The organism is Kitasatospora sp. NPDC088391 (genome assembly GCF_044753345.1).
Classification (GTDB): Bacteria; Actinomycetota; Actinomycetes; order Streptomycetales; family Streptomycetaceae; genus Kitasatospora.
The window spans coordinates 736134-759151 of sequence record NZ_JBIVNB010000002.1 but is presented as its reverse complement, the minus strand read 5'-3'; the positions used below and the strand labels follow the sequence as shown (position 1 = coordinate 759151).

General features: G+C 74.5%; 17 protein-coding genes. 14 read left to right on the top strand and 3 right to left on the bottom strand.

What is annotated here, in order from left to right:
• Positions 1–2154, top strand: a complete 2154-nt coding sequence (locus tag ACIQBJ_RS07785) for a bifunctional polysaccharide deacetylase/glycosyltransferase family 2 protein (RefSeq protein WP_400705281.1) — start codon at positions 1–3, stop codon at positions 2152–2154.
• 1 nt (position 2155) lies between these two features.
• Positions 2156–3538 carry an acyltransferase gene (locus ACIQBJ_RS07780; RefSeq protein WP_400705278.1) on the top strand — a complete coding sequence of 461 codons (1383 nt, stop codon included), beginning with the start codon at positions 2156–2158 and terminating at the stop codon, positions 3536–3538.
• Positions 3539–3603: 65 nt separating this feature from the next.
• On the opposite strand, the gene ACIQBJ_RS07775 is transcribed toward ACIQBJ_RS07780, so the two are convergent.
• Together ACIQBJ_RS07775 and ACIQBJ_RS07770 are read right to left on the bottom strand one after the other, a co-directional pair.
• Positions 3604–4578 carry a DUF6801 domain-containing protein gene (locus ACIQBJ_RS07775; RefSeq protein WP_400705275.1) on the bottom strand — a complete coding sequence of 325 codons (975 nt, stop codon included), beginning with the start codon at positions 4576–4578 and terminating at the stop codon, positions 3604–3606.
• The gene (locus ACIQBJ_RS07770) at positions 4575–6923 is read right to left on the bottom strand and encodes a helix-turn-helix domain-containing protein (RefSeq protein ID WP_400705272.1); all 2349 of its coding nucleotides are present in this window, start codon (positions 6921–6923) and stop codon (positions 4575–4577) included. The genes ACIQBJ_RS07775 and ACIQBJ_RS07770 overlap by 4 nt, the downstream gene beginning before the upstream one ends.
• Positions 6924–7140: 217 nt before the next feature.
• Here ACIQBJ_RS07770 and ACIQBJ_RS07765 point away from each other — a divergent pair, with 217 nt between their 5' ends.
• Genes ACIQBJ_RS07765 through ACIQBJ_RS07735 form a run of 7 tightly spaced genes read left to right on the top strand, consistent with a single transcriptional unit; the run spans position 7141 to position 14540 of the window.
• Entirely contained in the window at positions 7141–7824 is a 684-nt protein-coding gene (locus tag ACIQBJ_RS07765; protein ID WP_400705270.1) for a hypothetical protein, read from the top strand.
• Complete coding sequence (locus tag ACIQBJ_RS07760; RefSeq protein ID WP_400705267.1) at positions 7821–8792, top strand: protein phosphatase 2C domain-containing protein; 972 nt, start codon at positions 7821–7823, stop codon at positions 8790–8792. Before ACIQBJ_RS07765 ends, ACIQBJ_RS07760 begins: the two co-directional genes overlap by 4 nt.
• A complete protein-coding gene (locus ACIQBJ_RS07755; RefSeq protein WP_400705264.1) occupies positions 8789–10723 on the top strand; it encodes a hypothetical protein in 1935 nt (644 codons plus the stop codon). The genes ACIQBJ_RS07760 and ACIQBJ_RS07755 overlap by 4 nt, the downstream gene beginning before the upstream one ends.
• A 58-nt stretch (positions 10724–10781) precedes the next feature.
• On the top strand, positions 10782–11015 hold the full coding sequence (locus ACIQBJ_RS07750) for a hypothetical protein (protein WP_400705261.1): 234 nt from the start codon (positions 10782–10784) through the stop codon (positions 11013–11015).
• A 37-nt stretch (positions 11016–11052) separates the two neighbouring features.
• A complete protein-coding gene (locus ACIQBJ_RS07745) occupies positions 11053–12039 on the top strand; it encodes a sensor domain-containing protein (protein WP_400705258.1) in 987 nt (328 codons plus the stop codon).
• Entirely contained in the window at positions 12036–13889 is a 1854-nt protein-coding gene (locus tag ACIQBJ_RS07740; protein ID WP_400705255.1) for a hypothetical protein, read from the top strand. The genes ACIQBJ_RS07745 and ACIQBJ_RS07740 overlap by 4 nt, the downstream gene beginning before the upstream one ends.
• A 36-nt stretch (positions 13890–13925) precedes the next feature.
• Complete coding sequence (locus ACIQBJ_RS07735; RefSeq protein ID WP_400705252.1) at positions 13926–14540, top strand: hypothetical protein; 615 nt, start codon at positions 13926–13928, stop codon at positions 14538–14540.
• A gap of 10 nt (positions 14541–14550) precedes the next feature.
• Here the strand turns inward: ACIQBJ_RS07735 and ACIQBJ_RS07730 are convergent, their stop codons facing one another.
• A complete protein-coding gene (locus ACIQBJ_RS07730) occupies positions 14551–16146 on the bottom strand; it encodes a PucR family transcriptional regulator (protein WP_400705249.1) in 1596 nt (531 codons plus the stop codon).
• Positions 16147–16432: 286 nt separating this feature from the next.
• On the opposite strand from ACIQBJ_RS07730, the gene ACIQBJ_RS07725 reads away from it, so the two are divergent.
• The 5 genes from ACIQBJ_RS07725 (at position 16433) to ACIQBJ_RS07705 (ending at position 23015) form a co-directional block, all read left to right on the top strand.
• A complete protein-coding gene (locus ACIQBJ_RS07725; RefSeq protein ID WP_400705246.1) occupies positions 16433–17320 on the top strand; it encodes an FAD binding domain-containing protein in 888 nt (295 codons plus the stop codon).
• Positions 17317–17811 (top strand): (2Fe-2S)-binding protein, encoded by a 495-nt coding sequence (locus ACIQBJ_RS07720; RefSeq protein WP_400705243.1) that lies wholly within the window; start codon positions 17317–17319, stop codon positions 17809–17811. Before ACIQBJ_RS07725 ends, ACIQBJ_RS07720 begins: the two co-directional genes overlap by 4 nt.
• The gene (pucD, locus tag ACIQBJ_RS07715) at positions 17808–20168 is read left to right on the top strand and encodes a xanthine dehydrogenase subunit D (protein WP_400705240.1); all 2361 of its coding nucleotides are present in this window, start codon (positions 17808–17810) and stop codon (positions 20166–20168) included. The genes ACIQBJ_RS07720 and pucD overlap by 4 nt, the downstream gene beginning before the upstream one ends.
• A gap of 148 nt (positions 20169–20316) precedes the next feature.
• Complete coding sequence (locus ACIQBJ_RS07710; protein WP_400705237.1) at positions 20317–21777, top strand: NCS2 family permease; 1461 nt, start codon at positions 20317–20319, stop codon at positions 21775–21777.
• 86 nt (positions 21778–21863) lie between these two features.
• The gene (locus ACIQBJ_RS07705) at positions 21864–23015 is read left to right on the top strand and encodes an XdhC family protein (protein ID WP_400705234.1); all 1152 of its coding nucleotides are present in this window, start codon (positions 21864–21866) and stop codon (positions 23013–23015) included.
• Positions 23016–23018: the final 3 nt, after the last annotated feature.

Below are 23018 nucleotides of genomic sequence, written 5' to 3'. Positions count from 1 at the left end.
TTGTCCCGCCACCAGCGCCGCCGGCAGTCCCTGCTCAGGCCGCGCCGACTGGCCGCGCCGCCACTGCGCTTCTTCATGCCGCTGTCGCTGCTGGCCTGCCTGCTGGTGCTGCTCGTGCTGCGCGGCCTGGCCACCAACGAGGTGTTCCACGACACCCGGATCGCGGTGTCGGTCGACAAGGACACCGTGCCGCCGGAGCTGCTCAAGGGCGGGCCGGTGATCGACGCCCGCGGCAGCAAGAACGCCCACCCGGTGAGCTACCGCATCCCCGACAAGACGGTGGTGCTGAGCTTCGACGACGGCCCCTCCCCGGACTGGACGCCGAAGATCCTGGACGTGCTGGCCAAGCACGACGTGCGCGCGGACTTCTTCGTCACCGGCTCGATGACCACCCGCAACCCGGAGCTGATCCGGAAGATCGTCGCGGGCGGCCACGAGATCGGCCTGCACACCTTCACCCACCCCGACCTGGCCTACCAGTCGCACGCCCGGATCAGCTGGGAGCTGGCCCAGACCCAACTGGCGCTGGCCGGCGTCGCGGGCGTGCACAGCTCGCTGTTCCGGCCGCCGTACTCCTCCGACGCCTCCGCGATGGACGACTGGAACTACCCGGTCATCAAGTACGTGGGCGCGCACGGCTACCTGACCGCGTTCATCGACCGGGACACCGACGACTGGAAGCGCCCCGGCGTCGAGGAGATCGTCAAGTCCGCGATGCCGACCAGGCCCGGCGCGGGCGAGCTGATCCTGCTGCACGACGCGGGCGGCGACCGCGCCGAGACCGTCGAGGCGCTGGAACAGATCATCGTCAAGCTGCAGGGCGAGGGCTACCGCTTCACCACCGTCTCGGACGCGCTCGGCGCGTCCAGCGCGATGGTGCCGGTGCACGGCTTCCAGCTGTGGGCGGGCAAGGGCTTCATCTGGGCCACCCACGCCGCCGTGGTCACCCTGCCGCTGCTGGTCGGGATGCTCGCCCTGGTCGGCTTCCTGAACTTCGGCCGGTTCGCGCTGATGCTGGTGCTGGCCCCGGTGCACGCCCGCCGCGCCAAGCGCAAGGACCAGTGGGGGCCGCCGGTGACCGAGCCGGTCACCGTGCTGGTCCCGGCGTACAACGAGATCGAGTGCATCGCCAACACGCTGAACTCGCTGGCCGCGAGCGACTACCCGATCGAAGTGATCGTCATCGACGACGGCTCGACCGACGGCACCGCGGACGCCGTCGAGGAGATGGACCTGCCGTTCGTCCGGCTGATCCGCAAGGTCAACGGCGGCAAGCCCAGCGCGCTCAACGCCGGCATCGCCGCCGCCTCGCACGACATCGTGGTGATGATGGACGGCGACACCGTCTTCGAGCCGTCCACCGTCCGCGAGGTGGTCCAGCCGTTCGCCGACCCGGCGATCGGCGCGGTCGCGGGCAACGCCAAGGTCGGCAACCGGGACAGCCTGATCGGCGCCTGGCAGCACATCGAGTACGTGCTCGGCCACAACCTGGACCGCCGGATGTACGACGTGCTCAACGTCATCCCGACCATCCCCGGCGCGGTCGGCGCGTTCCGCAAGGAGGCGCTGCGGCAGGCCGGCGGGATGAGCGACGACACCCTCGCCGAGGACACCGACATCACCATGGCGGTGCTCTGCGCGGGCTGGCGGGTCGTCTACGCCGAGCGCGCCCGGGCCTGGACCGAGGCCCCCGCCAGCCTGCAGCAGCTGTGGTCGCAGCGGTACCGCTGGAGCTACGGCTCGATGCAGGCGATGTGGAAGCACCGGCGCGCCGTGGTCGCCACCGGCCCGGCCGGCCGGTTCGGCCGGATCGGCCTGCCGCTGGTGGTGCTGTTCGGCGTGGTCGCCCCACTGCTGGCGCCGCTGGTCGACCTGTTCCTGCTGTACGGGGTGCTGTTCGCGGACGCCCCGATCACCCTGGCCAGCTGGGGCGGCTTCATCCTGCTCCAGTCGGTGCTGTCCTGGTACGCCTTCCGGCTGGACCGCGAGAAGCCCTGGCACCTGATCAGCCTGCCGCTCCAGCAGGTGGTCTACCGGCAACTGATGTACATCGTCCTGCTGCAGTCCACGATCACCGCGCTCACCGGTGGCCGGCTGCGCTGGCAGAAACTGCGGCGCACCGGCGAGGTCTCCGCCGCGCCGGTGGAGGTCTGACATGGCGTCACCTGCCGAGCCCCAGGGCCGCGACGGGCGGGACGGACACGGCGGCCGCGACGGGCGGGACGGCCGCGACAGCCGCGGCGGCCACCAGGACACCGTGGCACTGCGCCTGCCGGTGAACTTCGGCGGCCACCAGGACACCCTGGCGCTGCGCATCCCCGAGCAGCTGCGCCGCGAGTACGCCGAGGACAGCGGGCACCCCGCGGAGCCCGTGGAGCCGGTGCGCAAGGGCGGCCGCGACCGCTACCTGGACCTGCTGCGCGCCCTGGCGCTGGTCCGCGTGGTGCTCTACCACAACTTCGGCTGGTTCTGGCTGCCGCTGCTCTTCCCGTCGATGGGCGTGATGTTCGCGCTGGCGGGCTCGCTGATGGCCCGTTCGTTGAGCCGCCCCGCGCTCGGCGTGGTCCGGGGCCGGCTGCGCCGCCTGCTGCCGCCGATGTGGCTGTTCGGTGGCCTGGTGGTCGTCCTGCAGGTGGCCGACGGCGGCGGCCCGCACGCCGACGGCCACCCGACCTGGTGGTGGGCGAAGCTGGCGTTCTGGGTGCTGCCGCTGAGCACCCCGCCGTACGCCGACGAGGGCCTGGGCGGCTTCGGCCACCTGGTGGAGTCGGGCTGGGCGACCCAGCTGGTGGTGCCGCTGTGGTACCTGCGGGCCTACCTCTGGTACGTGCTGCTGTCGCCGCTGCTGCTGAAGGCGCTGCGCCGCTTCCCGGTGCCGACGCTGCTGTTCCCACTGGCGATGGTGATCGTCATGAACGGCTGCTTCCCGGACCAGGAGTTCGTCTACCAGCGGGTCTGGGAGACCGCCAACGACTTCGCCACCTTCGGCTCCTGCTGGGTCCTCGGCATGGCGCACCAGGAGGGGCTGCTGAAGCGGATCCCGCAGTACGTGCTGCCCTCGATCGCGCCGCTGGTGATGGTGGCGGGCTTCTGGTACCTGCAGAGCCGGCCGGTCGACCCGACCCAGTCCACCGACATCGAGGCGTGGCCGATCGCGCAGGCGGTCTGGTCGTTCGGCTTCGTGGCGCTGCTGCTGCACGTCAGCCCGTCCTGGGAGCAGTGGCCGGAGCCGCTGGAGCGCTGGAACGGGCTGGTGAGCCTGCTGAACGCGCGGGCGGTCAGCGTCTACCTGTGGCACGTGACGGCGCTGGTGCTGGCGGTGCCGCTGATCGACCACCTGTGGGACGTCGACTTCTTCTACTCCCACCTGCGCTGGCTGCTGACCAGCCAGTGGCTCACCCTGCTGGTGGGCGTCGTGCTGCTGGGGCTGCTGGTGCTGCTCTTCGGCTGGGTCGAGGACGTGGCGGCGAAGCGCTCGCCGCGGCTGTTCCCGTACCCGCGCCGCAAGCGCGGCAAGCGGCGCGGCAGCACCGTCTGACGGGGCGTCGTCCCGCGGGGCCCGGCACGGGGGTGCCGGGCCCCGCGGCGTTGCGCACCGGACGGTCAGGCCGGGGGACGGGGTGCTCTGCGGCGGCGGGACCGCAGGTGGAGGACGGCCGCGGCGGCGACAGCGGCGACGAGGGCCCCGGCGAGCGCGGCGAGGAGCGGGCCGGCAACCGGGGCGCGGCCGGCCGACACCGGCCGGGCGTCCGTCGGGCCGGTGGCGGCCGGCGTGCCGGGGACTGTCGTGCCGGTGGCCGTCGGGTCAGGGGCGGCGGAGGGCGGGGCGGGAGCGGGCGGGGTGCCGTCGGCGGGGGCGCTGCTCGCGGCAGCGGGGGCTCCGGTTCCCGACGGGGTGTCGGCCGGTGTCGCGGAGGACGGGGCCGGGGCGCCGGTGGGCGGGGCGGGAACGGCCTTCGCGGGGGTGACCTCGAAGGGGGCGACGGTGCTGTCCTGGCCCGCGTTCAAGGTGCAGGGGACGTCGACCCGGCCGGGCCCGGCCAGGTTGCCGTCGGCGTCCTTGGGCACGAGGTGCAGGACGAAGCTGCCGGCGGTCACCCGCCCGGTACCGGGGCGGGTGAAGGAGAGCCGGGGCGCGTTGCCGGTCGCGGGGATCTCGAAGGCCCCTGCGGCGGGAACGGGCGTGGGCGTGATGGCGAGGTGGACCGGGACGGCGGTCTCGCCCTGCGGGGCGAGGACCCGGGTGTCGGCGTCGACGGAGCCCTCGATGCTGCGCACCCCGAGGACGTAGCGCAGGCCGAGGGTGAAGGACGCCTCGACGGTGGCGGCGGCCCGGATTCCGAAGGCGGGGCTGGATTCGCCGGCCGGCAGGGCGGCCGGGATGTCCGCGGAGATCACGGCGGTGACGGCCTGTCCCCCGATGGTCGGGAAGACGCAGGTGTAACGGAGGGTGGGGGCGGCGGGCCGGGCGGCCGCGGGGGCGGCTCCGAGGGTGCCGACGAGCGCGGTGGCGGTCGCGGCGACGGCCGCGCGCCGGGTGCGCCCGGGCGGGCGGTGCGTACGGGGTGCGGCGCTCATCGTGTCCCTTCCGTCAGGTGCTGTTCCGCCGGGCGGCCGGGTCGGTGCCGACCGTGGCGCTGCCGGTGGCTGCGGCTCAGGTGGCTCTGGATCCAGGCGTGCCGGAACTGGTAGACCGCTCCGACCTGGCGGAGCACGCCGCGCTGGTGGGCGTCCTCCAGGAAGGCGATCAGCGCCCAGGGCAGTCGGCCGGTGAGCGGCAGCCAGATCCGGGCCAGTGCCACCCACTGGCCCCAGGCGGTCAGGCTCAGCCCGTAGCCGAGACCGGCGCCGAACGCACCCTCCAGTCCGAACACCAGGCCGACCTCGAAGCCGCGCAGCGGCCCGTACACGATGCCGTTGACCAGGCCGACGCCGGTGCCGAGGACGAGTGCCCAGGTGATCAGGTGGTAGACGACGTTGCGGCGCTCGATGCGCAGCAGGTCGGCGGGGCTGACCACGGAGTCGGTGCGGACCGGGGCCTCGAACAGGGCGATCAGGCCGAAGACCAGGCCGACCGAGAGGGCGATCGGGCCGACGAAGACCAGCCCGGCGGTGAGCCCGGCGCCCTGGCCGTCGGCGAGGCCGAGCGGTGCCACCAGTCCTTCGTCGACCAGGATGAGCAGTGCCATTCCGGCCGCTCCGCCAGCCAGGCCGATCAGGAACCGGGTGCGGGCGTTGCGGCGGGTCGTCGGGGTGCCGGGGCCGAGCCGCATGCGGACCGGCGAGGGTCTGAGGCCGGCGCGGGCGTGCCGGTACAGGAGTCCGAAGAGCGTGCCGGCGGCGAGGCCGTGCAGGAGGCCGACCAGCAGGCCCCGGACGACGGCGAACCGGAGGCCGTGGGTGGTGGCGACCAGGTCGACCGGGAGGTTGCCGATCGCGGTGGTGACGCCGAAGGCGAGACCGGCCAGGAAGGCGATGACCAGGGTGCGCGGGGTGCGGCCGAGGCTGGTGCCGATCTCCCACCAGGTGAGGTCCTGCCGTTCGGGGCCGAGCCGGGTCAGGTGGTCGGCGAGGTGGCCGAGCCAGTGTTCGGCGCGTTCCGCGTCCCACGGTCCGGGTCGGCGCCGGGCGGTGTCGAGCCGTTCGGCGGGACGGGGGCGGTAGACGGCGGGGACGAACCCGGCCAGCAGGTGCTCCTCGATCGCCTCGGGGTCGGGGAAGCGCGCGGTGTCGAGGAGTTCGCCCGGCCGCCGTTCGGGGTGGTCGCTGTACATGGTGCGGGCGAGGGCGATCATCAGCGGGGTGCGCAGCGCGGTGGCGAGGTTGGCGCGGCCGGTGCGGTCCGCCGTCCGGGCGGGGTCGAGGACGGCCTCCCAGCTCGCGTCCGGCCCGTCGGTGTCGGCGGGACGGGGGAAGGCCGGGTCGGTCCGGGGCAGGTAGTCGCGCAGGTCGTCGAGGTCGAGGTCGCGCAGTTCCAGGACGACGGCGGTGGCCAGTGGGGCGTGGGCCGTCCGGACGGCGGCGGTGAACTCGGCGTGCCGGCTGGTCAGGACGAGTGGCAGCCGGGAGAGGTTGAGCGCTTCGAGGGCCGGGGCGCGCAGGCCCTCGGCGAGTTCGTCGAACCCGTCGAGGACGGGGAGGACCAGGTCGTCGTCGAGCAGGTCCGCGGCCAGTGTCTTGCCGCTGGCGACCCGGCGGGCCAGGTGCGGGTAGTCGCGCAGCAGTCGGCCGATCAGCCAGTCGCGCAGGGCCACGGCGGTCGGGTTCCAGGCGCCGAGGCTGAAGATCACCGGCACCCGTTCGCCGCGGGTGCGGGCGTCCAGCAGGTCGAGGGCGAAGCGGACGGCCAGGATCGACTTGCCCGATCCGGCCCGCCCGAGGACCACCAGTCGGCCGGACGGTATGCGCCGGTAGACCTCGGCGACCCTCCTCAGGTCGCCGCCGAGGTCCGGGGCGGCCCGGGTCTCGCCGGGAACCTGCAGGAGGGCGTTCGCCGACTGGTCGGCCACTCCCGCCGGCACCTGCTGCCAGCGCACCGGCAGCGCGAACGGGTGGTGCACCCGGTGCTGGGCCTCCTCGCGGCGCCAGCGCCGCCGGCTCTCGCGGGCCAACTCCTCGGCGGCGTCGGCGAGCGGGCCGTGCTCCCGGAGCGGTGGCAGTGGTTCCGGCGGGGCGTCCGGGGCTTCCGGCGCGGCCGGGCCGGTGCCACCGCCGAGGGCGTTCAGGCGGTGGCGGTCCCCGGGGCCGGCGTCGAGCGCGTCCGCGATGCGGTTGATGGTGCCGCGCCGGTGGTCGAAGGGCCGGTCGGTCTCGATCCGGCGGACGGTGCTCTCCCCGCACCCGGCCCGCTCGGCGAGCTGGAACTGCGTCAGACCGGCCCGTTTCCGTAACTCGCGGACCAGTGCTCCGAGCGTCTCCGCCACGCCCCGTCCCTCCCCCGGTGATTCGGATGCAGAGGTGAGCCTACCTCCGACGACCGGTCACATATGACCGGTGCCGTGACCTGGGAACTTCACTGACGCGACGTCAGCATCGGTGGTGCGGACGGCGGTTGCCGGGTCTTCGCGACGCACCCCGTCGCCCGGCCGGGCCGCCCCGTCCGCGGGACCGGTGCACGGATCGAGGGAGGCGGTGTTTGCGATGGCGGAGGCGAAGGGTGTCCTGCTGCCGGCCTATGTGGTGGCCGACGAGTCGGGTTCGATGGCGCCGTACCAGCGGGAGTTGGGGGACGGGGTGGCGTCGCTGTGCGAGGGGCTGCGGGCGGAGCCGATGGTCGCGGCCAAACTCCGGCTGGCGGTGCTGGGCTTCTCCGACGACGTCCAGGTCCGGCTCGCGGTGGCCGACATGCGCACCGAGACCACGGTGCCCCGGCTGGTGATCCGGGGAGTGACCAACTACCGGGCCGTCTTCGAGGACCTGCTGCAGCGGATCCCCGGCGACGTGAAGTGGCTGCGCGGCGAGGGCTACCGGGTGCACCGCCCGGTGGTCTTCCTGCTCAGCGACGGCCAGCCCACCGACGGCTCATCCTGGCGCGCGCCGCACGCGGAGCTGACCGACCGGGACCGCACGCCGACCGCGCCGAACATCATCGCCTGCGGCCTGGGCGACGCCCGGGCGCAGACCATGGTCGACGTCGCGACCCGCCCCGAGTTCGCCTTCCTCGCCAAGTCCGGCACCGACGTCGGCCGGGCGATCTCGGAGTTCTTCCACTCGCTCACCATGAGCCTGGTGGCCTCCGGGCACGCCCTGAACTCGGCCGCCCCGCAGTTGGTGGTGAACCGGCCCGACCAGTTCACCATGGCCATCGACGAGGTCGGCCGGTGACGCCGGCCCGCCGGGACGACCCGGAGCCCGCGCCGCCGACGGCGCCCCCCGGGCCCGCCGGACCGCCCCGGGCGGGCGGGCCGGACCCGGCTCCTTGGCAGCGGATCACCGTGGACGTGCCGGGCCTGGAGTTCGAGGCCCGGCCGCCCGGCCAGTACGCCTTCGACTTCCCGGACAGCGAGTGCGAGGGCTGGTCCACCGACCGGCTCACGCTGCGGTTCGCGTCCGTGCGCGGCGCCAAGCACCGCTACTACCGGCAGCCGCGCCAGGACGCGGCGCGCGCCGCCGTGCACGAGGCCACCGGCAGCGTCGTCTTCGCGGTCGCCGACGGCGTGTCCAGCGCCACCGAGTCCCACCAGGGCGCCGTCGAGGCGTGCCGGGCCGCCGTCGAGCGCATCCTGCACCTGCTCGACCGGGGCGCGCAGCGGCTGGACGGCGCCGACGTCGCGTCGTACGCCGCGGAACGGCTGCGCGAACTGGCCCGGTGGCGGCTGGGCATCGCCGCACCGCAGGTCGCCGAGGTGACCCGGCTGTACGCGACCACCCTGGTGGCGGGGGTGGTCCGGGTCGCGGGCGAGGCCCTGGAGGCCGAGGTGTTCCGGATCGGCGACTCCGGGGCGTGGCTCCTCGACCGGGTCGGCGGCGGCTACCACCCGCTGTTCGGGGGCAAGGCCGTACCGGGCACGCCGCTGGTCGGCAACGAGGTCTCGCCGCTCCCCCTGGTCCCGGACCGGCCGGAGAGCGCGGTCGGACGGCTGGCCGAGCCTTGGGTGCTGCTGGTCGGCACCGACGGGTTCGGCGATCCGCTCGGCGAGGGGGACGGCCGGGTCGGGGAGCTGTTCACCCGTCAACTCGGCTCGCCCCCGCCACCGTTGTGGCTCGGCCACGTGCTGGACTTCACCCGGGAGACCTTCGACGACGACCGGACCCTGCTGGCGGTCTGGCCCCGGGCCGAGGGGCGCGGGTGAGCGCGGGACCGACCGCCCCGGTCGATTTCGCCGCGCTCGCCCTGGGCGGGGAACTCGGCCGCGGCGGCCAGGGAACGGTCCACCGGGTGCGCAACAAGCGCATCAACGAGTCGGCGGCCGACGGTGGTTGGGAGGTGGTCTACAAGGAGTACGCCCCCTCGGTACTGCCGCAGGTGGACGCCGCCGCGCTGGCCGCCGCGGTCGCGCTGCCCACCCGGCTGACCGGTGAACAGGGGCGCTGGCTGTGCGAGAAGACCGCCTGGCCGGCCGCCGTGGTCCGGCGCGGCGGGCAGACCTGCGGGTTCCTGATGCGGGCCGTCCCCGACCGCTTCCGCTTCACGCTCCGGACCATGGCGACCGGCAACCAGGGCCCGCCCCGGCTCGCCACCCTGGAGTACCTCCTCAACCCGGACGCCTACGTCGCCGGCATCGGACTGACCGTCACCGACCGGGACCGGCTGCTGCTGCTCGCCGACCTCGCCACCACCCTCGACCGGCTGCACCGCTTCGGCGTCGCCGTCGGCGACCTCTCGCCGAAGAACCTGCTCTTCGCCCTCGGGCCGCGGCCCGAGTGCTTCCTCATCGACTGCGACGCGGCCCGGACCGACGGCGCGACGGTGCTGCCGCAGGCCGAGACCCCCGACTGGCAGGTCCCGCCGGGCGAGGAACGGGGGACCCGGCACAGCGACACCCACAAGCTCGCCCTGCTCGCCGTCCGCCTCTTCGCCCGGGACCAGGGCGCGACCGATCCGGCGGCACTGGCGGCGGTCGACCCGGCCCTCGGGGCGCTGGCCCGCGCCTCGCTCGGGACGGACCCGGCCGCCCGGCCGGCACCCGCCGCCTGGGCCGAGCAACTGGCCTCCGCGTCCGGCGCGTCGAAGCCCGGCCGCGGAGCGAAAGCCGCCGCCGGCGCGAAGCCGAAGCCGCCGGCCGGGCCGAAACCGCCCGTCAACGGCGGGGGCGGGCCGACCGGGCCGACCTCGGGCAGCACGGGGGCGGGCAGCACGGCGGCCGGGATCGGTAAGGTGCTCGCCGCCGTGGCCGCCGTCGTGGCCGTGGTGCTGCTGTACGCGGCCCACCACGACGATCCGCGACCGGCGGACAGCCGACGGCCGTCTGCCGTCGGCGGCTCGTACCGGCCCCCACTGCCCGACCCGGTCACCGGCAGCCCCCGTCCGGAGCCCCCGGGCCCGACGCCGACGCCCGTCCCGACGCCCACCCCGAGCCCGAGCCCGACGCCCACCCCGAGTCCGAGCCCGACCGATCCGGTCGCCCTCGCGGACCTCGGCGACTGCTTCTTCGACACCGGGACCAGTGGTCACGCCGACCTCACCGCGACCGCCTGCACCGGCGGGTCGTACAAGGTCGTCCGGATCAACGAGGGCAGCACCGACCTGAACGGCTGCGCCGGCGTGCGCGACAACGACGAGAGCGTCAGCTCCACCCGCTACTCGCGGGTCCTGTGCCTCAGCTACCAGAGTTCCGGCGGGGACTCGTACCACGCCGGACAGGGCGACTGCGTCTTCGGGCCGAACGGCACCGGCCCGTGGTCGCTGCTGTCCTGCCGGACCGGCGTCTTCAAGGTGCTCGCCGTCTACTACGGCACCGACGACCACTCCAAGTGCGACGGCTGGCCGCACTACAACCAGTGGCGGACGGTCTCCGGCCCCAGGGGCGCGGGGCGGGACGCCCTGCAGTGCCTGTCCATGGTGTTCCCGGACGACGCCGGCTACGCCACCGTCCGCGAATGCCTGTCCAAGTCGGGCTCCACGTTCACCAACGTCGGCAGTTGCGACCGCTCCAACGTCTACGTCACCGGACGCACCGACACGCCGAACTACCCGGCGTTCTGCGGCCAGGACGCCTCCGTCTACTGGCGTTCCAACGACTTCCCCGCCCTCGGTTACACCGTCTGCTGGCGCTGGCGCTGACCCCGCCGCCGCGCGTCGACCGATCCACCATCCCACCGACGAAGTTCGAGGACCCGACATGGCATACCGCTACCGGTGCGGCGAGTGCGGCTTCAAGACCTCCTGGGGCACCGAGTCCCAGGGCGAGCGGGACCAGGTCGCGCACTACGCCGACCGCCACCCCGGCCTGTACCCCGGCGGAACGGTCGAGACCAACACCAAGAACCCGGAGGGCAACGGCTGCCTCGGCTGCCTCGGCGCCCTCGCCGTGCTGTTCCTGCTGCTGATGCTGGCCGCCTCGTGCGGCCGGTGAACGACGACGGCCCCGACACCCCCACGAGGAGGGCGACATGACGAAGCACTACTGGAACCAGGGCCCGGCCGCACCGGCACCGCCCACCTGGCAGCAGACCCCGCGCGCGGTACCGCCCCCGCTCGGACCCGGCGGCGGCAACGGCGGCGGCAGCGGCGGCGGTTCGGCACCGTCCGTACCCGCGCGGCCGGCCGCCGGGACGGGCGGGCAGCCGCCGACCGGGCCGGTGACCCCGCCGCCGGTGCCGCCGGGCAGGCCGGTGCCGCCGGGCAGGCCGGTGCCGCCGGGCAGGCCGGTGCCGCCGGGCAGGCCGGTGCCGCCGCCCGGGGCGCGGGCGGCGCGCCGGGGAGCCGGGGTGCTGCGCCACTGGCGGCTGCTGGTGGCCGCGCTGGTGCCCTGCCTGCTGCTGGCCGGCATCGGGTGGTGGTTCTGGCCGCAACAACCGACGGGCCTCCCGCCGCACATCACCGAAGGGACCGTCCAGGCGGACCTGCTCGGCACCGACGGCGTCAGCGAACTGGTCGGGACGACGGTGGTGGCCGGGCCCGAGTCGAACCGGCCCCACCCGCCGCTCGCCACGGCCCCGGCGGACTGCGCCGTCGCCGCCGGGCCGACGACGCAGTCGGTCTATGGGCAGGCGTGGAAGGCCTTCCTGTCGGCGACCTACCAGGACGCCGCGGGCTCGGGCAGCTACACCGTCAACCAGGTGGTCGGCGTGTTCCCGGACGGCGCGAAGGCGACCGCGGCCTTCCGGACGCTCACCGAGGGCCTCGCCAAGTGCCCGTCCTCGACCCTCGCCGACCAGGCCGGACGCACCTCGAAGTGGACCTACGCGACGCACCCCGCCGCCGAGGACGCGGTGGCGTGGACCGCCACGCAGGGCGACACCGCGAACTGGTCCTGCTCCCACCAGGCCCGGGTGAAGGGCACCGGTCTGATACAGGTCTCCGTCTGCCAGGCCGGTGACGGCGGACCCACCGCCTTCATGATCGCCGACGCGCTGGCCGGCCGGGTGACCGGATGACCGCGCCCGCGCGCACGAAGGCCGCGCGCCGCCGGTGGATGCCGCGCCGGGTCCTGCACCTCGTGCTGGTGGCGCTCCTGGCACCGTTCCTCGTCGCGGTGACGCAGACGGTCACGGCGACCGGTGCCGCGGCGGTGACGGCCGCGGCGGGAGCCGTCGCCCCCGCTCCGCTGGTGGCGCCCCGGGGCTACGAGGCCGCCGTGGCGGCCCTGTTGGCGGGGGCCGAGGACGCCAACCGACAGGCGGCGGAGCAGGCGCAGCAGGAGAAGGCGGTGGTCGCCGAGGCGGAGCGGATCACCAAGGAGGCCGCCGCCGTCCGCGACAGCAAGGCGGCGCTCAACGCCAGGGTCGCCGCGGTGAACCAGGAGATCAGCAGCCACAACGAGCGCGCGAAGGCCGTGGACGAGGAGATCACCGCCCACAACGCGAAGCAGGGCACGGTCCAGGGTGCGGGCGCAGTCGCCGCCTACAACGCCGAAGCGCGCCAGTTGGAGGCCAAGAGGGACCAGGAGAACGCCGTCGAGGACCGGGTCCAGGGCGAGCAGAACCAGATCCGGCAGGAGGCCGCCCAGGTCGACGCCAGGTCCTCGCAGCTCGACAGCGCCGCCGCGGCCAACGATTCGAAGGCCGCCGCGCTCAGGGCGAAGGGGCAGCAACTCCATTCCCAGGCGCAGCAGTTGATCATACAGATGGCGCAGGTGGTGCAGAGCTTCGACTCCGCCCCGGCCGACCCGGTGGCCGCCATGGACCGGGGCGGTGACGCGCCCGCCCCGGCTCCGCAGGCCGGCAACCGGTCGGCCGGCCAGGACGAGGACCCCGGGGACAGTCCCGACCGGCAGCCCAGGACCGCCGCGCTGGCCCAGTACGCGAAGCAGCACGGCGGCACCGTCGAGGCGCGCCCGGGCACGGCGTACCTGACGCCCGACGCCGTCCGGCGGCTCTCCCCCGCGCAGGCGGCCGCCCTGGGCAGCCCCGCGGTCGGCTACGACGGCCTGGTCCGCAAACCGAACGGCCACTACACGGCGGTACAGGTGCGGGCCCCGGCCGCCGCCGACGCCCCGTCGACCGCCCCGGCCCCGGCGGCCCTCGGTTCCGGCGGCCTGGTCGCGTACCAGAACGGCGCGCGGCTCCCTGTCGACGAGGTCACAACGGTGGACGAGGCCCCCGCAGCCGCCCCGGCGCCCGCCCCGGGAAGCGGCAGCCCGGCCCCCGGGGGCTCCCCGGCCTCCGGAGCGGGGCACGGCGATCCGGCTGCCGAGGGGGACGGCGACCGGAGGATCAGTGCCTGCAAGGACCTGAAGCCGTCGGGTGCCACGGACCTGCAGGGCGGCGGCTGGGTCGACTACCTGCCGGCGGACGACAAGGGCCGCAACCGGGGGGTCCGGGCCTGTCTCGAGGGGAAGCCCGATTCCAGGAACAGGGGTCAGGACGCGGCCGGCACCATCCGGGGCTGGACGGACGCCGAGGCGCGGGCCACCGCTCTCGGACTGCGCCCGGGCGATGTCCTCGCCCGCTGCCACTCCGTGCCGAAGATGGCGGGCGGAACAAAGGACGAGCGGAATCTGACGCCGTGTTTCCAGGTGGGGGCCAACATCAACCAGGCGACCGGCGGCACCATCACCAACAGCATGCGGGCCTTCGAGAGCAGGGCCGGGAGGAGCATGGACGGAGGCTGTGTGCTGTACAGCGTGCGTCCGCAGTACAGGAACCCCGGCAGCACCATTCCGTACAAGTGGTACATGGCACTGTACGCGTGGGACGCCACCACCGGGGCGTTCCGGGACTTCGCGGCGACGGCGGTGGAGAACGCCATGTACATCCAGGCCGGACTCGTGAACCTCGCAGACTAGCCGTCCCGCAGGAGCGGGCGGCCGACAGGAGTGGACATGGACGTCGAGGAGATGCTGGACCGGCTGGGCACGGTGCTCGGGCCGCCGCCGGAGGGCGGGGTGGCACCGGTGCCGTGGGAGCTCGGCCCCGGGGTGATGGGTTTTCAACTGCCGCTGGACTACCGGGCGTTCGTCGACCGGTACGGGTCGGTCAGCATCAGCGGCGAACTGCACGTCCGCACGCCGTCGGGAGCGCGCGGGGTCGAGGCCGACGCACCGCTCGGCTTCGAGGGGTTCCTGTACGGCACGACGAACCCGTACGGATACTGCGCCTGGCTCGCCGAGGCCCATCGGGACGGGGACCACGAGGAGTGCCCGTACCCGTTGTTCCCGGCCGAGCACGGGCTGCTCAGGTGGGGCAACAACTACAACTCGGACTATTTCTTCTGGCTGATGCGGGGCCCGGACCCGGACCGCTGGCCGGTCGCCGCCAGGTTCCACGCGAGGCAGGAGTGGGACCTGTTCGAGGGCGGCTTCCTGGCGTTCCTGCTGGCGACGGTGTCCGAGCGGTACCCGTACCACGGCGCCGTCCTCCCCGGCGGGGTGCAGGAGGTCGAGGACGGGCGCTCCTACCGCCTCCGGGGCGACTGGGCGAGGCAGTTGCCATGGTGAGCCGCGGCGTTCACTGGGCCAGTTCCAGGGCCAGGTAGAAGTCGACCCGGTCCTCCAGCCGGGACAGGTCGCGGCCGGTCAGCTCCTCGATCCGGCCGATCCGGTAGCGCAGCGTGTTGACGTGCACGTGCAGCCGGGCGGCGCAGCGGGTCCAGGAGCCGTCGGAGCGGAGGAAGGCTTCGAGGGTACGGACCAGGTCGGCCTGGTGCTCCAGGTCGTAGGCGATGACGGTGTCGAGCAGGCGGGAGCGGAAGGCGCGCCGGACCTCGTCGGGGACGGCGGCCAGCAGCAGGACGTGCGAGGCGAGTTCCTCGGGGCCGGCGACGCAGACCCGGCCGACCCGGGCGGCGGCGATCCGGCGGGCGTGCCGGGCCTCCTCCAGGGCGCCGCGCAGGCCGCCGGACTCGGCGGCGGGGGCGCAGACGCCGACGGTGATCCGGCCCTCGGAGCCGAGGCCGGCCTCCAGCGGGGCGAGCAGGTCGCGGACGGCGTCGGCGGGGACGGCGGCGTCCAGGGCGGGGAGGACGGCGACGGCGCCGGTGCGGCCGAGGGCGGCGGTCAGCGCCCGGTCGGTGGCGCCGGCCAGCGCCTCCTCGAGGATCGGGCGGAGCGCGCCGTCGGGCAGGCCGGTGGCGTCGGCGGACAGCACCAGCCACTGCGGGTCGGTGCCGGGGGGTTCGGCGGCGCCCTCGTAGCGGACGGCCATGGTGGTGGCGGTGTGCAGGGCGCGGCCGGTCTCGGCGGGGTCGGCGTCGCGCTGGAGCAGGGCGAGCACCTCGTCGGCGATCCGGCGGCGCAGCCGGCCGCCCTCGTCGCGGCGGGCGCGTTCGGCGGCGACCAGGCGGGCGAGGTTGTCGGCGAGCTGCTGGCGCTTGGGCGTCCACTCGGTGACGTCGCCGGCGACGGCGAGGATCCAGTCGGCGAGCGGGGACTCCTCGGCGCCCTCGGCGGCGGCGGGCAGCAGCGAGTAGGTGCGGTCGGCGAGCCGGACCCGGTGCGGGGGGCGGCGGCGGCCGCGCTGGGCGGCGAGGTGGGCGCGGGCGAGCCGGTCGCGGTCGGCGGGCGTCAGGTGGTCGGCCGGTCCGGCGACGACCCGGCCGGTGGGGGTGAGCACCCAGCAGTCGAGGTCGAGGTCGCCGCCGAGCAGGTCGAGGACGGCGTCGAGGCCGCCGGCCCCGGCGGCGGAGACCAGCAGGCGGTGCCGGTCGACCAGGGCGGCGAGGTCGGCGGCCCGGTCGGCGGAGACCTGGCGGCCGACGTACTCGGTGACGGCGCCGAAGGCGACGTCGTCGGGGACGGCGAGCAGCGGCAGCCGGTGCCGGCGGCAGGCGGCGGCGAGGTCGTCGGGGACGGGGCCGACCTCGACCTGGCCGGCGCCGAGCGCGGCGGCCCCGGCACCGGCCAGGGTGCGGACGAAGCGCTCGGAGTCGGCGGGGTCGGTGCGCCAGAGCATGCCGGTGAGGACGAGTTCGCCGCCGTGCAGGTAGCGGCCCGGGTCCTGGAGGTCGGTGGTCATCACGCCGGTGACCTGCCGGTCGAGCTCGTCCTCGCCGGCGAGCAGGCGCAGCCGGGGGGCGCCGGGGGCGAGCAGGTCGCGGACGCGCATGGGCGGGCCCTCCTTGTGGTCTGTGAGGGTGGCGGCGAGGGCCGGGACGGCCCAGTGTGCACGACCTGAACGGGCGGATCGTCCATCTTGGAGGAACGTACAGGACGGTGCCACGGGCCACCGCCGGGGCTCATGCCATCGGTGACTGCCAGTGGTCCCCGTCACAGCGGTTCACTGGCCAACACGCCGCCGGGCTGCACCGCGGCACCCGACCGGCCCCGGCCGCGGGCGCCGGCAAGGGCGCAGTGCCCGCGTCCGGTCGGCGACGACTTGAGGAGTTACCCGCATGGAGTTCCTTCGGCCCGCGAGCTGGGACGAGGCACTCGCGGCGAAGGCCGAGCACCCCGCCGCGCTGCCGGTCTCCGGCGGCACGGACGTCATGGTCGAGTTGAACTTCGACGTGCGCCGGCCGTCCGCGATCCTCGACCTGAACCGCGTCACCGAGCTGGCCGAGTGGTCGGACGACGGCGCGGTGGTCCGGCTGGGTGCGGCGGTGCCGTACGCCCGGATCATCGAGGAACTGTCGGGGCCGCTGCCGGGGCTGGCGCTGGCCGCGCACACGGTGGGGTCGCCGCAGATCCGCAACCGGGGCAGTGTCGGCGGCAACCTGGGCGCGGCCTCGCCGGCCGGCGACGCGCACCCGGCGCTGCTGGCGGCGGGCCGGGACGTGTCCGTGGAGGCGGAGTCGGTGCGCGGGACGCGGCTGATCCCGATCGACGAGTTCTACGTCGGCGTGAAGCGCAACAGTCTGGCGCCGGACGAGCTGATCCGGGCGGTGCGCATCCCGGTCGCGGACGGGCCGCAGCAGTTCTCGAAGATCGGCACCCGGAACGCGATGGTGATCGCGGTCTGCGCGTTCGGCTTCGCGCTGCACCCGAAGGACGGCACGGTCGGCACCGGCATCGGCTCGGCCGCGCCGACGCCGCGCCGGGCGGTGGCGGCCGAGGAGTACCTGGCCGGGGAGCTGGCGGCGCGCGGCCTGTGGGAGTCGGGCGGCCTGCTGGGCCCGGAGGTGGTGCGGCGCTTCGGCGAGCTGGTGCGGGAGGCGGCCTCGCCGATCGACGACGTCCGGGGGACCGCCGCGTACCGGCGGCACGCGCTGGCCGTGCTGGCCCGGCGCACCCTGACGTGGTGTTGGAACGACTACGGCAAGCAGATCAGGAGCGCGGCATGAGGGTCACGTTCAGCGCGAACGGGAAGCCGGTGGAGGCCGACGACGTGTGGGAGGGCGAGTCGCTGCTGTACGTCCTGCGCGAGCGGGTCGGCCTGCCCGGCTCGAAGAACGCCTGCGAGCAGGGCGAGTGCGGCTCGTGCACGGTCTACCTGGACGGGGTGCCGGTCTGCTCCTGCCTGGTGGCGGCGGGCCAGGTGCAGGGCCGCGAGGTGCGCACCGTGGAGGGCCTGGGCGGCCCGGACGGCGAACTGGGCCCGGTCCAGCGGGCGTTCGTGGACGCGGGGGCCGTGCAGTGCGGCTTCTGCACGCCGGGCCTGCTGGTGCAGACCGACGCGCTGCTGGCGCGCGACCCGCAGCCGTCCGACACCGACATCCGGGAGGCGCTGTCGGGCAACCTGTGCCGCTGCACCGGCTACGAGAAGATCATGGACGCGGTGCGGCTGGCCTCGGCCCGGATCTGCGCCGGCTCCGGCGGGGGTGCGGAGAAGTGACGGCCCGTACGGTGCGGGGCGAGAAGAACCTGCAGAACATCCACCAGTCGTCGAAGGACGGGATCGGCGGCTCGCCGCTGCGCCCGGACGGCGTCCTGAAGGTGCGCGGCGAGTTCGCGTACTCCTCGGACCTGTGGCACGAGGACATGCTGTGGGGCACGGCGCTGCGCTCCCCGCACCCCCGGGCGAACATCCTGTCCGTGGACGTCTCGGCGGCGCTGGCCGTCCCCGGCGTGTACGCGGTGCTGACCCACGAGGACGTCCCGGGCGAGAAGTACTACGGCCTGGAGATCGCCGACCAGCCGGTCCTGGCGATCGACAAGGTCCGCTACCACGGCGAGGCGATCGCCCTGGTGGCCGCCGACCACCCGGAGACGGCGCGGCGCGCGGCGAAGAAGATCAGGGTCGAGTACGAGGTGCTGACCCCGATCACCACCGAGGAGCAGTGCCTGCACCCGGAGGTGCACGGCTACGTGCACGAGCCGCACGAGTACAGGTCGCACGCCCACGGCAACGTCTGCCACGAGCAGCGGCTGGTCTCCGGCCTGGGCGTGACCGACGAGGTGCGGGCGCTGGCGGACGTGGTCGTCTCCGGCGAGTACGAGGTCGGCATGCAGGACCAGGCGTTCCTGGGCCCGGAGTCGGGCCTCGCGGTGCCGGCCGAGGACGGCGGCGTCGACCTGTACGTCGCCACCCAGTGGCTGCACGTGGACCGCCAGCAGATGGCGCCCGTGCTGGGCCTGCCACCGGAGCGGGTCCGCCTGACGCTGGCGGGCGTGGGCGGGGCGTTCGGCGGCCGCGAGGACCTGTCGATGCAGATCCACGCCTGCCTGCTGGCGCTGCGCACCGGAAAGCCCGTCAAGATCGTGTACTCGCGCGACGAGTCCTTCTTCGGGCACGTGCACCGGCACCCGGCACGGATGCGCTACGAGCACGGCGCGACCCGGGACGGCAGGCTGGTGTTCGCGGACTGCCGGATCGTGCTGGACGGCGGCGCGTACGCCTCCGCCTCCCCCGCCGTGGTCGGCAACGCGGCCTCGCTGGGCCACGGCCCGTACGTGATCCCGAACGTGCGGATGCACGCGATCGCGCTGTACTCCAACAACCCGTCCTGCGGGGCGATGCGCGGCTTCGGCGCGGTGCAGGCCGCGTTCGGCTACGAGTCGCAGATGGACAGGCTGGCCGAGGCGCTCGGCATGGACCCGGTGGAGCTGCGGCAGCTGAACGCCGTCGCGCAGGGCGACCGGATGCCGACCGGGCAGGAGATCGACGCGCCCGCGCCGGTCGCCGAACTGCTCCAGCGGGTCAAGGACATGCCGCTGCCGCCGCCGCTGGACCCGGAGCACCTGGACGTCCGCACCCTGCCGGGCGCGCTGTCGAACAGCTCGCACGGCGAGGGCATCGTGCGGGGCGTCGGCTACTCGGTGGGCATCAAGAACGTCGGCTTCTCCGAGGGCTTCGACGACTACTCGACGGCGAAGGTCCGGCTGGAGGTGATCGGCGGCGAGCCGGTCGCCATGGTGCACACCGCGATGGCCGAGGTCGGGCAGGGCGGCGTCACCGTGCACGCCCAGATCGCCCGCACCGAGCTGGGCGTCGAGCAGGTCACCATCCATCCCGCCAACACCGAGGTCGGCTCGGCGGGTTCGACCTCCGCGTCCCGGCAGACGTACATGACCGGCGGCGCGGTGAAGCTCGCGGCGGAGGCGGTCCGGCACGAGCTGCTGGAGCGCGGCCGGCGGCGCTACGGCTGGACCCGGACCGACCTGTCGCTGGCCGGCAGCAAGGTGGTGTCGGCCTCGGCGGGCGTGCTGGTGCCGATCGTCGACCTGCTCGGCGAGGACGTGATCGAGCAGACCCGGGAGCACCGGCACCGCCCCACCGTCCCGTTCGACAAGGAGACCGGGCAGGGCTTCGGCCACGTCCAGTACACCTTCTGCGCCAACCGGGCCGTGGTCGACGTCGACGTCGAACTGGGCCTGGTGAAGGTGGTCGAGCTGACGGCCGTCCAGGACGTCGGCAAGGCGCTGAACCCGCTCTCGGTGGTCGGGCAGATCCAGGGCGGCTGCACGCAGGCGCTCGGCCTGGCCGTGATGGAGGAGATCGTGCTGCGGGACGGCAAGGTGCGCAACGCCTCCTTCACCGACTACCTGATCCCGACCATCCTGGACACCCCGCCGATCCCGGTGCAGCTCCTCGAACTCCCCGACCCGCACGCCCCCTACGGCCTGCGCGGCGTCGGCGAGGCCCCCACCGTCTCCGCGACGCCCTCGATCGTCGCGGCGATCCGGCAGGCCACCGGCAAGGCGCTCACCCGCATCCCGGTGCGGCCCGAGCACCTGACCGACACGCTCTGACGGTGCGCCACCCCGGGCCGCCCGCGCCTCGCCGGGCCGGGCGGCCCGCGCACCACCCGTGAGTCGAACCAGTCCCCCTGCGTACCCCCCTGACGGGCGCTCAGGTCGGCTCGCCCACCCCAACCCCCTATGAACCTTGGGAGTGGACATGAACCGGACCTCCACGGAGCCCGGCCCCACCGAAGCGGCCCCCACGCCGCCCGCACCGGCGGCGCGCGGCGCCCTGGACGCCTACTTCAAGATCTCCGCCCGGGGCTCCACCCTCGGCAACGAGATCCGCGGCGGCCTGACCACCTTCATGGCGATGGCCTACATCGTCCTGCTCAACCCGATCGTCCTGAGCGGCGCCGACGTCACCGGCGCCAAGCTCGACCACGCCCAGCTGACCACCGCGACCGCGCTGGCCGCCGCCGTCACCACGATCCTGATGGGCGTGGTCGGCAACGTGCCGCTGGCCGTCGCCGCCGGGCTCTCGGTCTCCGGGGCGATCTCCGCGCTGGTGGTGCCGCACACCACCTGGGCGCAGGCGATGGGCCTGTGCGTGCTCTACGGCCTGCTGATCGTGCTGCTGGTGGTCTCCGGCCTGCGCGAGAAGATCATGAACGGCATCCCGGTGGCGCTGAAGCACGCCATCACCATCGGGATCGGCCTGTTCGTCGCGATCATCGGCTTCTACAAGGCCGGGTTCGTGCACACCGGCGGCCCCACCCCGCTCTCGCTCGGCCCGTTCGGCGAGCTGCGGGGCTGGCCGGTGCTGATCTTCGCGCTCACCCTGCTGACCGTGTTCGTGCTGCTGGCCCGGAACGTCCGGGGCGCGATCCTGATCGGCATCGCGGCCGGCACCGTCGTCGCGCTGGTCGTGGACAAGGCGGCCGGGCTGACCGCGGCGGACTGGGGCGGCTCCGCGCCCGCCTGGCCCGGCTCGCCGGTCTCCGCCCCCGACTTCGGCCTGTTCGGGCACGTCGACCTGTTCGGCGCGTTCGGCCCGCACGGGCTGGGCGCGATCAGCGCCTCGGTCGCCGTCTTCACCCTCGTCCTCGCCGGGTTCTTCGACGCGATGGCCACCGTCATCGGGGTCGGCACCGAGGCCGGGCTCGCCGACGACAGGGGCCGGATGCCCGGCCTGTCGAAGGCGCTGTTCGTCGACGGCGCGGGCGGCGCGATCGGTGGCCTGGCCGGGGCGTCCGGGCAGACCGTGTTCGTCGAGTCGGCGACCGGCGTCGGCGACGGCGCCCGGACCGGCCTGGCCTCCACCGTCACCGGCGGCGTGTTCGCGCTGATGCTGTTCTTCTCGCCGGTCGCCGCCGTGGTGCCGGTGCAGGTCGCCTCGGCGGCGCTGGTGGTGATCGGCGCGATGATGATGAGCCAGGCCCGGCACATCGACTGGGCCGACCGCGAGACCGCGGTCCCCGCCTTCCTGACCTGCGTGCTGATGCCGTTCACCTACAGCATCACCGCGGGCGTCGCGGCCGGCGTCGTCTCCTGGACCGTCATCAAGGCCGGGGCCGGCAAGTGGCGCGAACCCGGCCCGCTGATGTGGGTGCTGACGGCGGTGTTCGTCGTGTACTTCGCGCTCGTCCCGGTCAAGTCCTGGCTGGGCGTGCACTGATCCCCGGCCGCCCCGCCGGTGTCCCCTCCACCGGTGGGGCGGCGCCTCCTGTCGCACACTGGACCGGTACCGCAAGGAGCACGCTCGTGCACGACATCGCCGCACCACTCCGCGACTGGCACGCCGCCGGACGCCCGTTCGCCGTCGCCACCGTCGTCGGCGTCTCCGGCTCCGCCCCGCGCGACCCCGGCGCCGCCCTCGCCGTCGACGCCGACGGCGAGGCCGTCGGCTCGGTCTCCGGCGGCTGCGTCGAGGGCGCCGTCTACGAGCTGTGCCGGGAGGCGCTGCGCACCGGCCGCCCCGCCCTGGAGCACTTCGGCTACAGCGACGAGGACGCCTTCGCCGTCGGCCTGACCTGCGGCGGCCTGCTCGACGTCTTCGTCCAGCCGGTGCTGCCCGGGGCCTCCCCCGGCCTGGACGCCGCCCTCCCGCTGACCGCCGCCGGCACCCCCGTCGCCGTCGCCCGGATCGTCGACGGCCCGCCCGCCCTGCTCGGCGGCACCCTCGCCGTCACCGCCGACACCCGGCACGGCGCCCTCGCCTCCTTCCCGCTGGAACGCGCGGTGACCGCCGAGGCCCGCGCGATGCTCACCGCCGGACGCACCGGGCGCCTGGTCCTCGGCCTGGACGGGCGGCCCTGCGACCCCTCCTCGGCGGGCACCGTCACGGTCTTCGTCGAGTCCTGGGTGCCCGCCCCCCGGATGATCGTCTTCGGGGCGATCGACTTCGCGTCCTCCGTCGTCCGGATCGGCAAGTTCCTCGGCTACCACGTCACGGTCTGCGACGCCCGGCCCGTCTTCGCCACCGCGCGGCGCTTCCCCGAGGCCGACGAGATCGTGGTCGACTGGCCGCACCGCTACCTCGACACCCAGCTCGACCGGCTCGACGGCCGCACCGTCCTGTGCGTCCTCACCCACGACGCCAAGTTCGACCTCCCCCTGCTGGAACGCGCCCTGCGCCTCCCCGTCGGCTACGTCGGCGCGATGGGCTCCCGCCGCACCCACCGCGACCGCCAGGCCCGCCTCCGCGAAGCCGGCCTCACCGAGGCCGAGTTGGCCCGCCTGCACTCCCCCATCGGCCTCGACCTCGGCGCCCGCACCCCCGAGGAGACCGCCGTCTCCATCGCCGCCGAACTCGTCTCCCACACCCGCGGCGGCTCCTGCCTCCCCCTCACCACCACCCCGGGCCCCATCCACCACGACCGCTCCCCCACCGACCGCTCCCCGCACGCGGCCTGACAC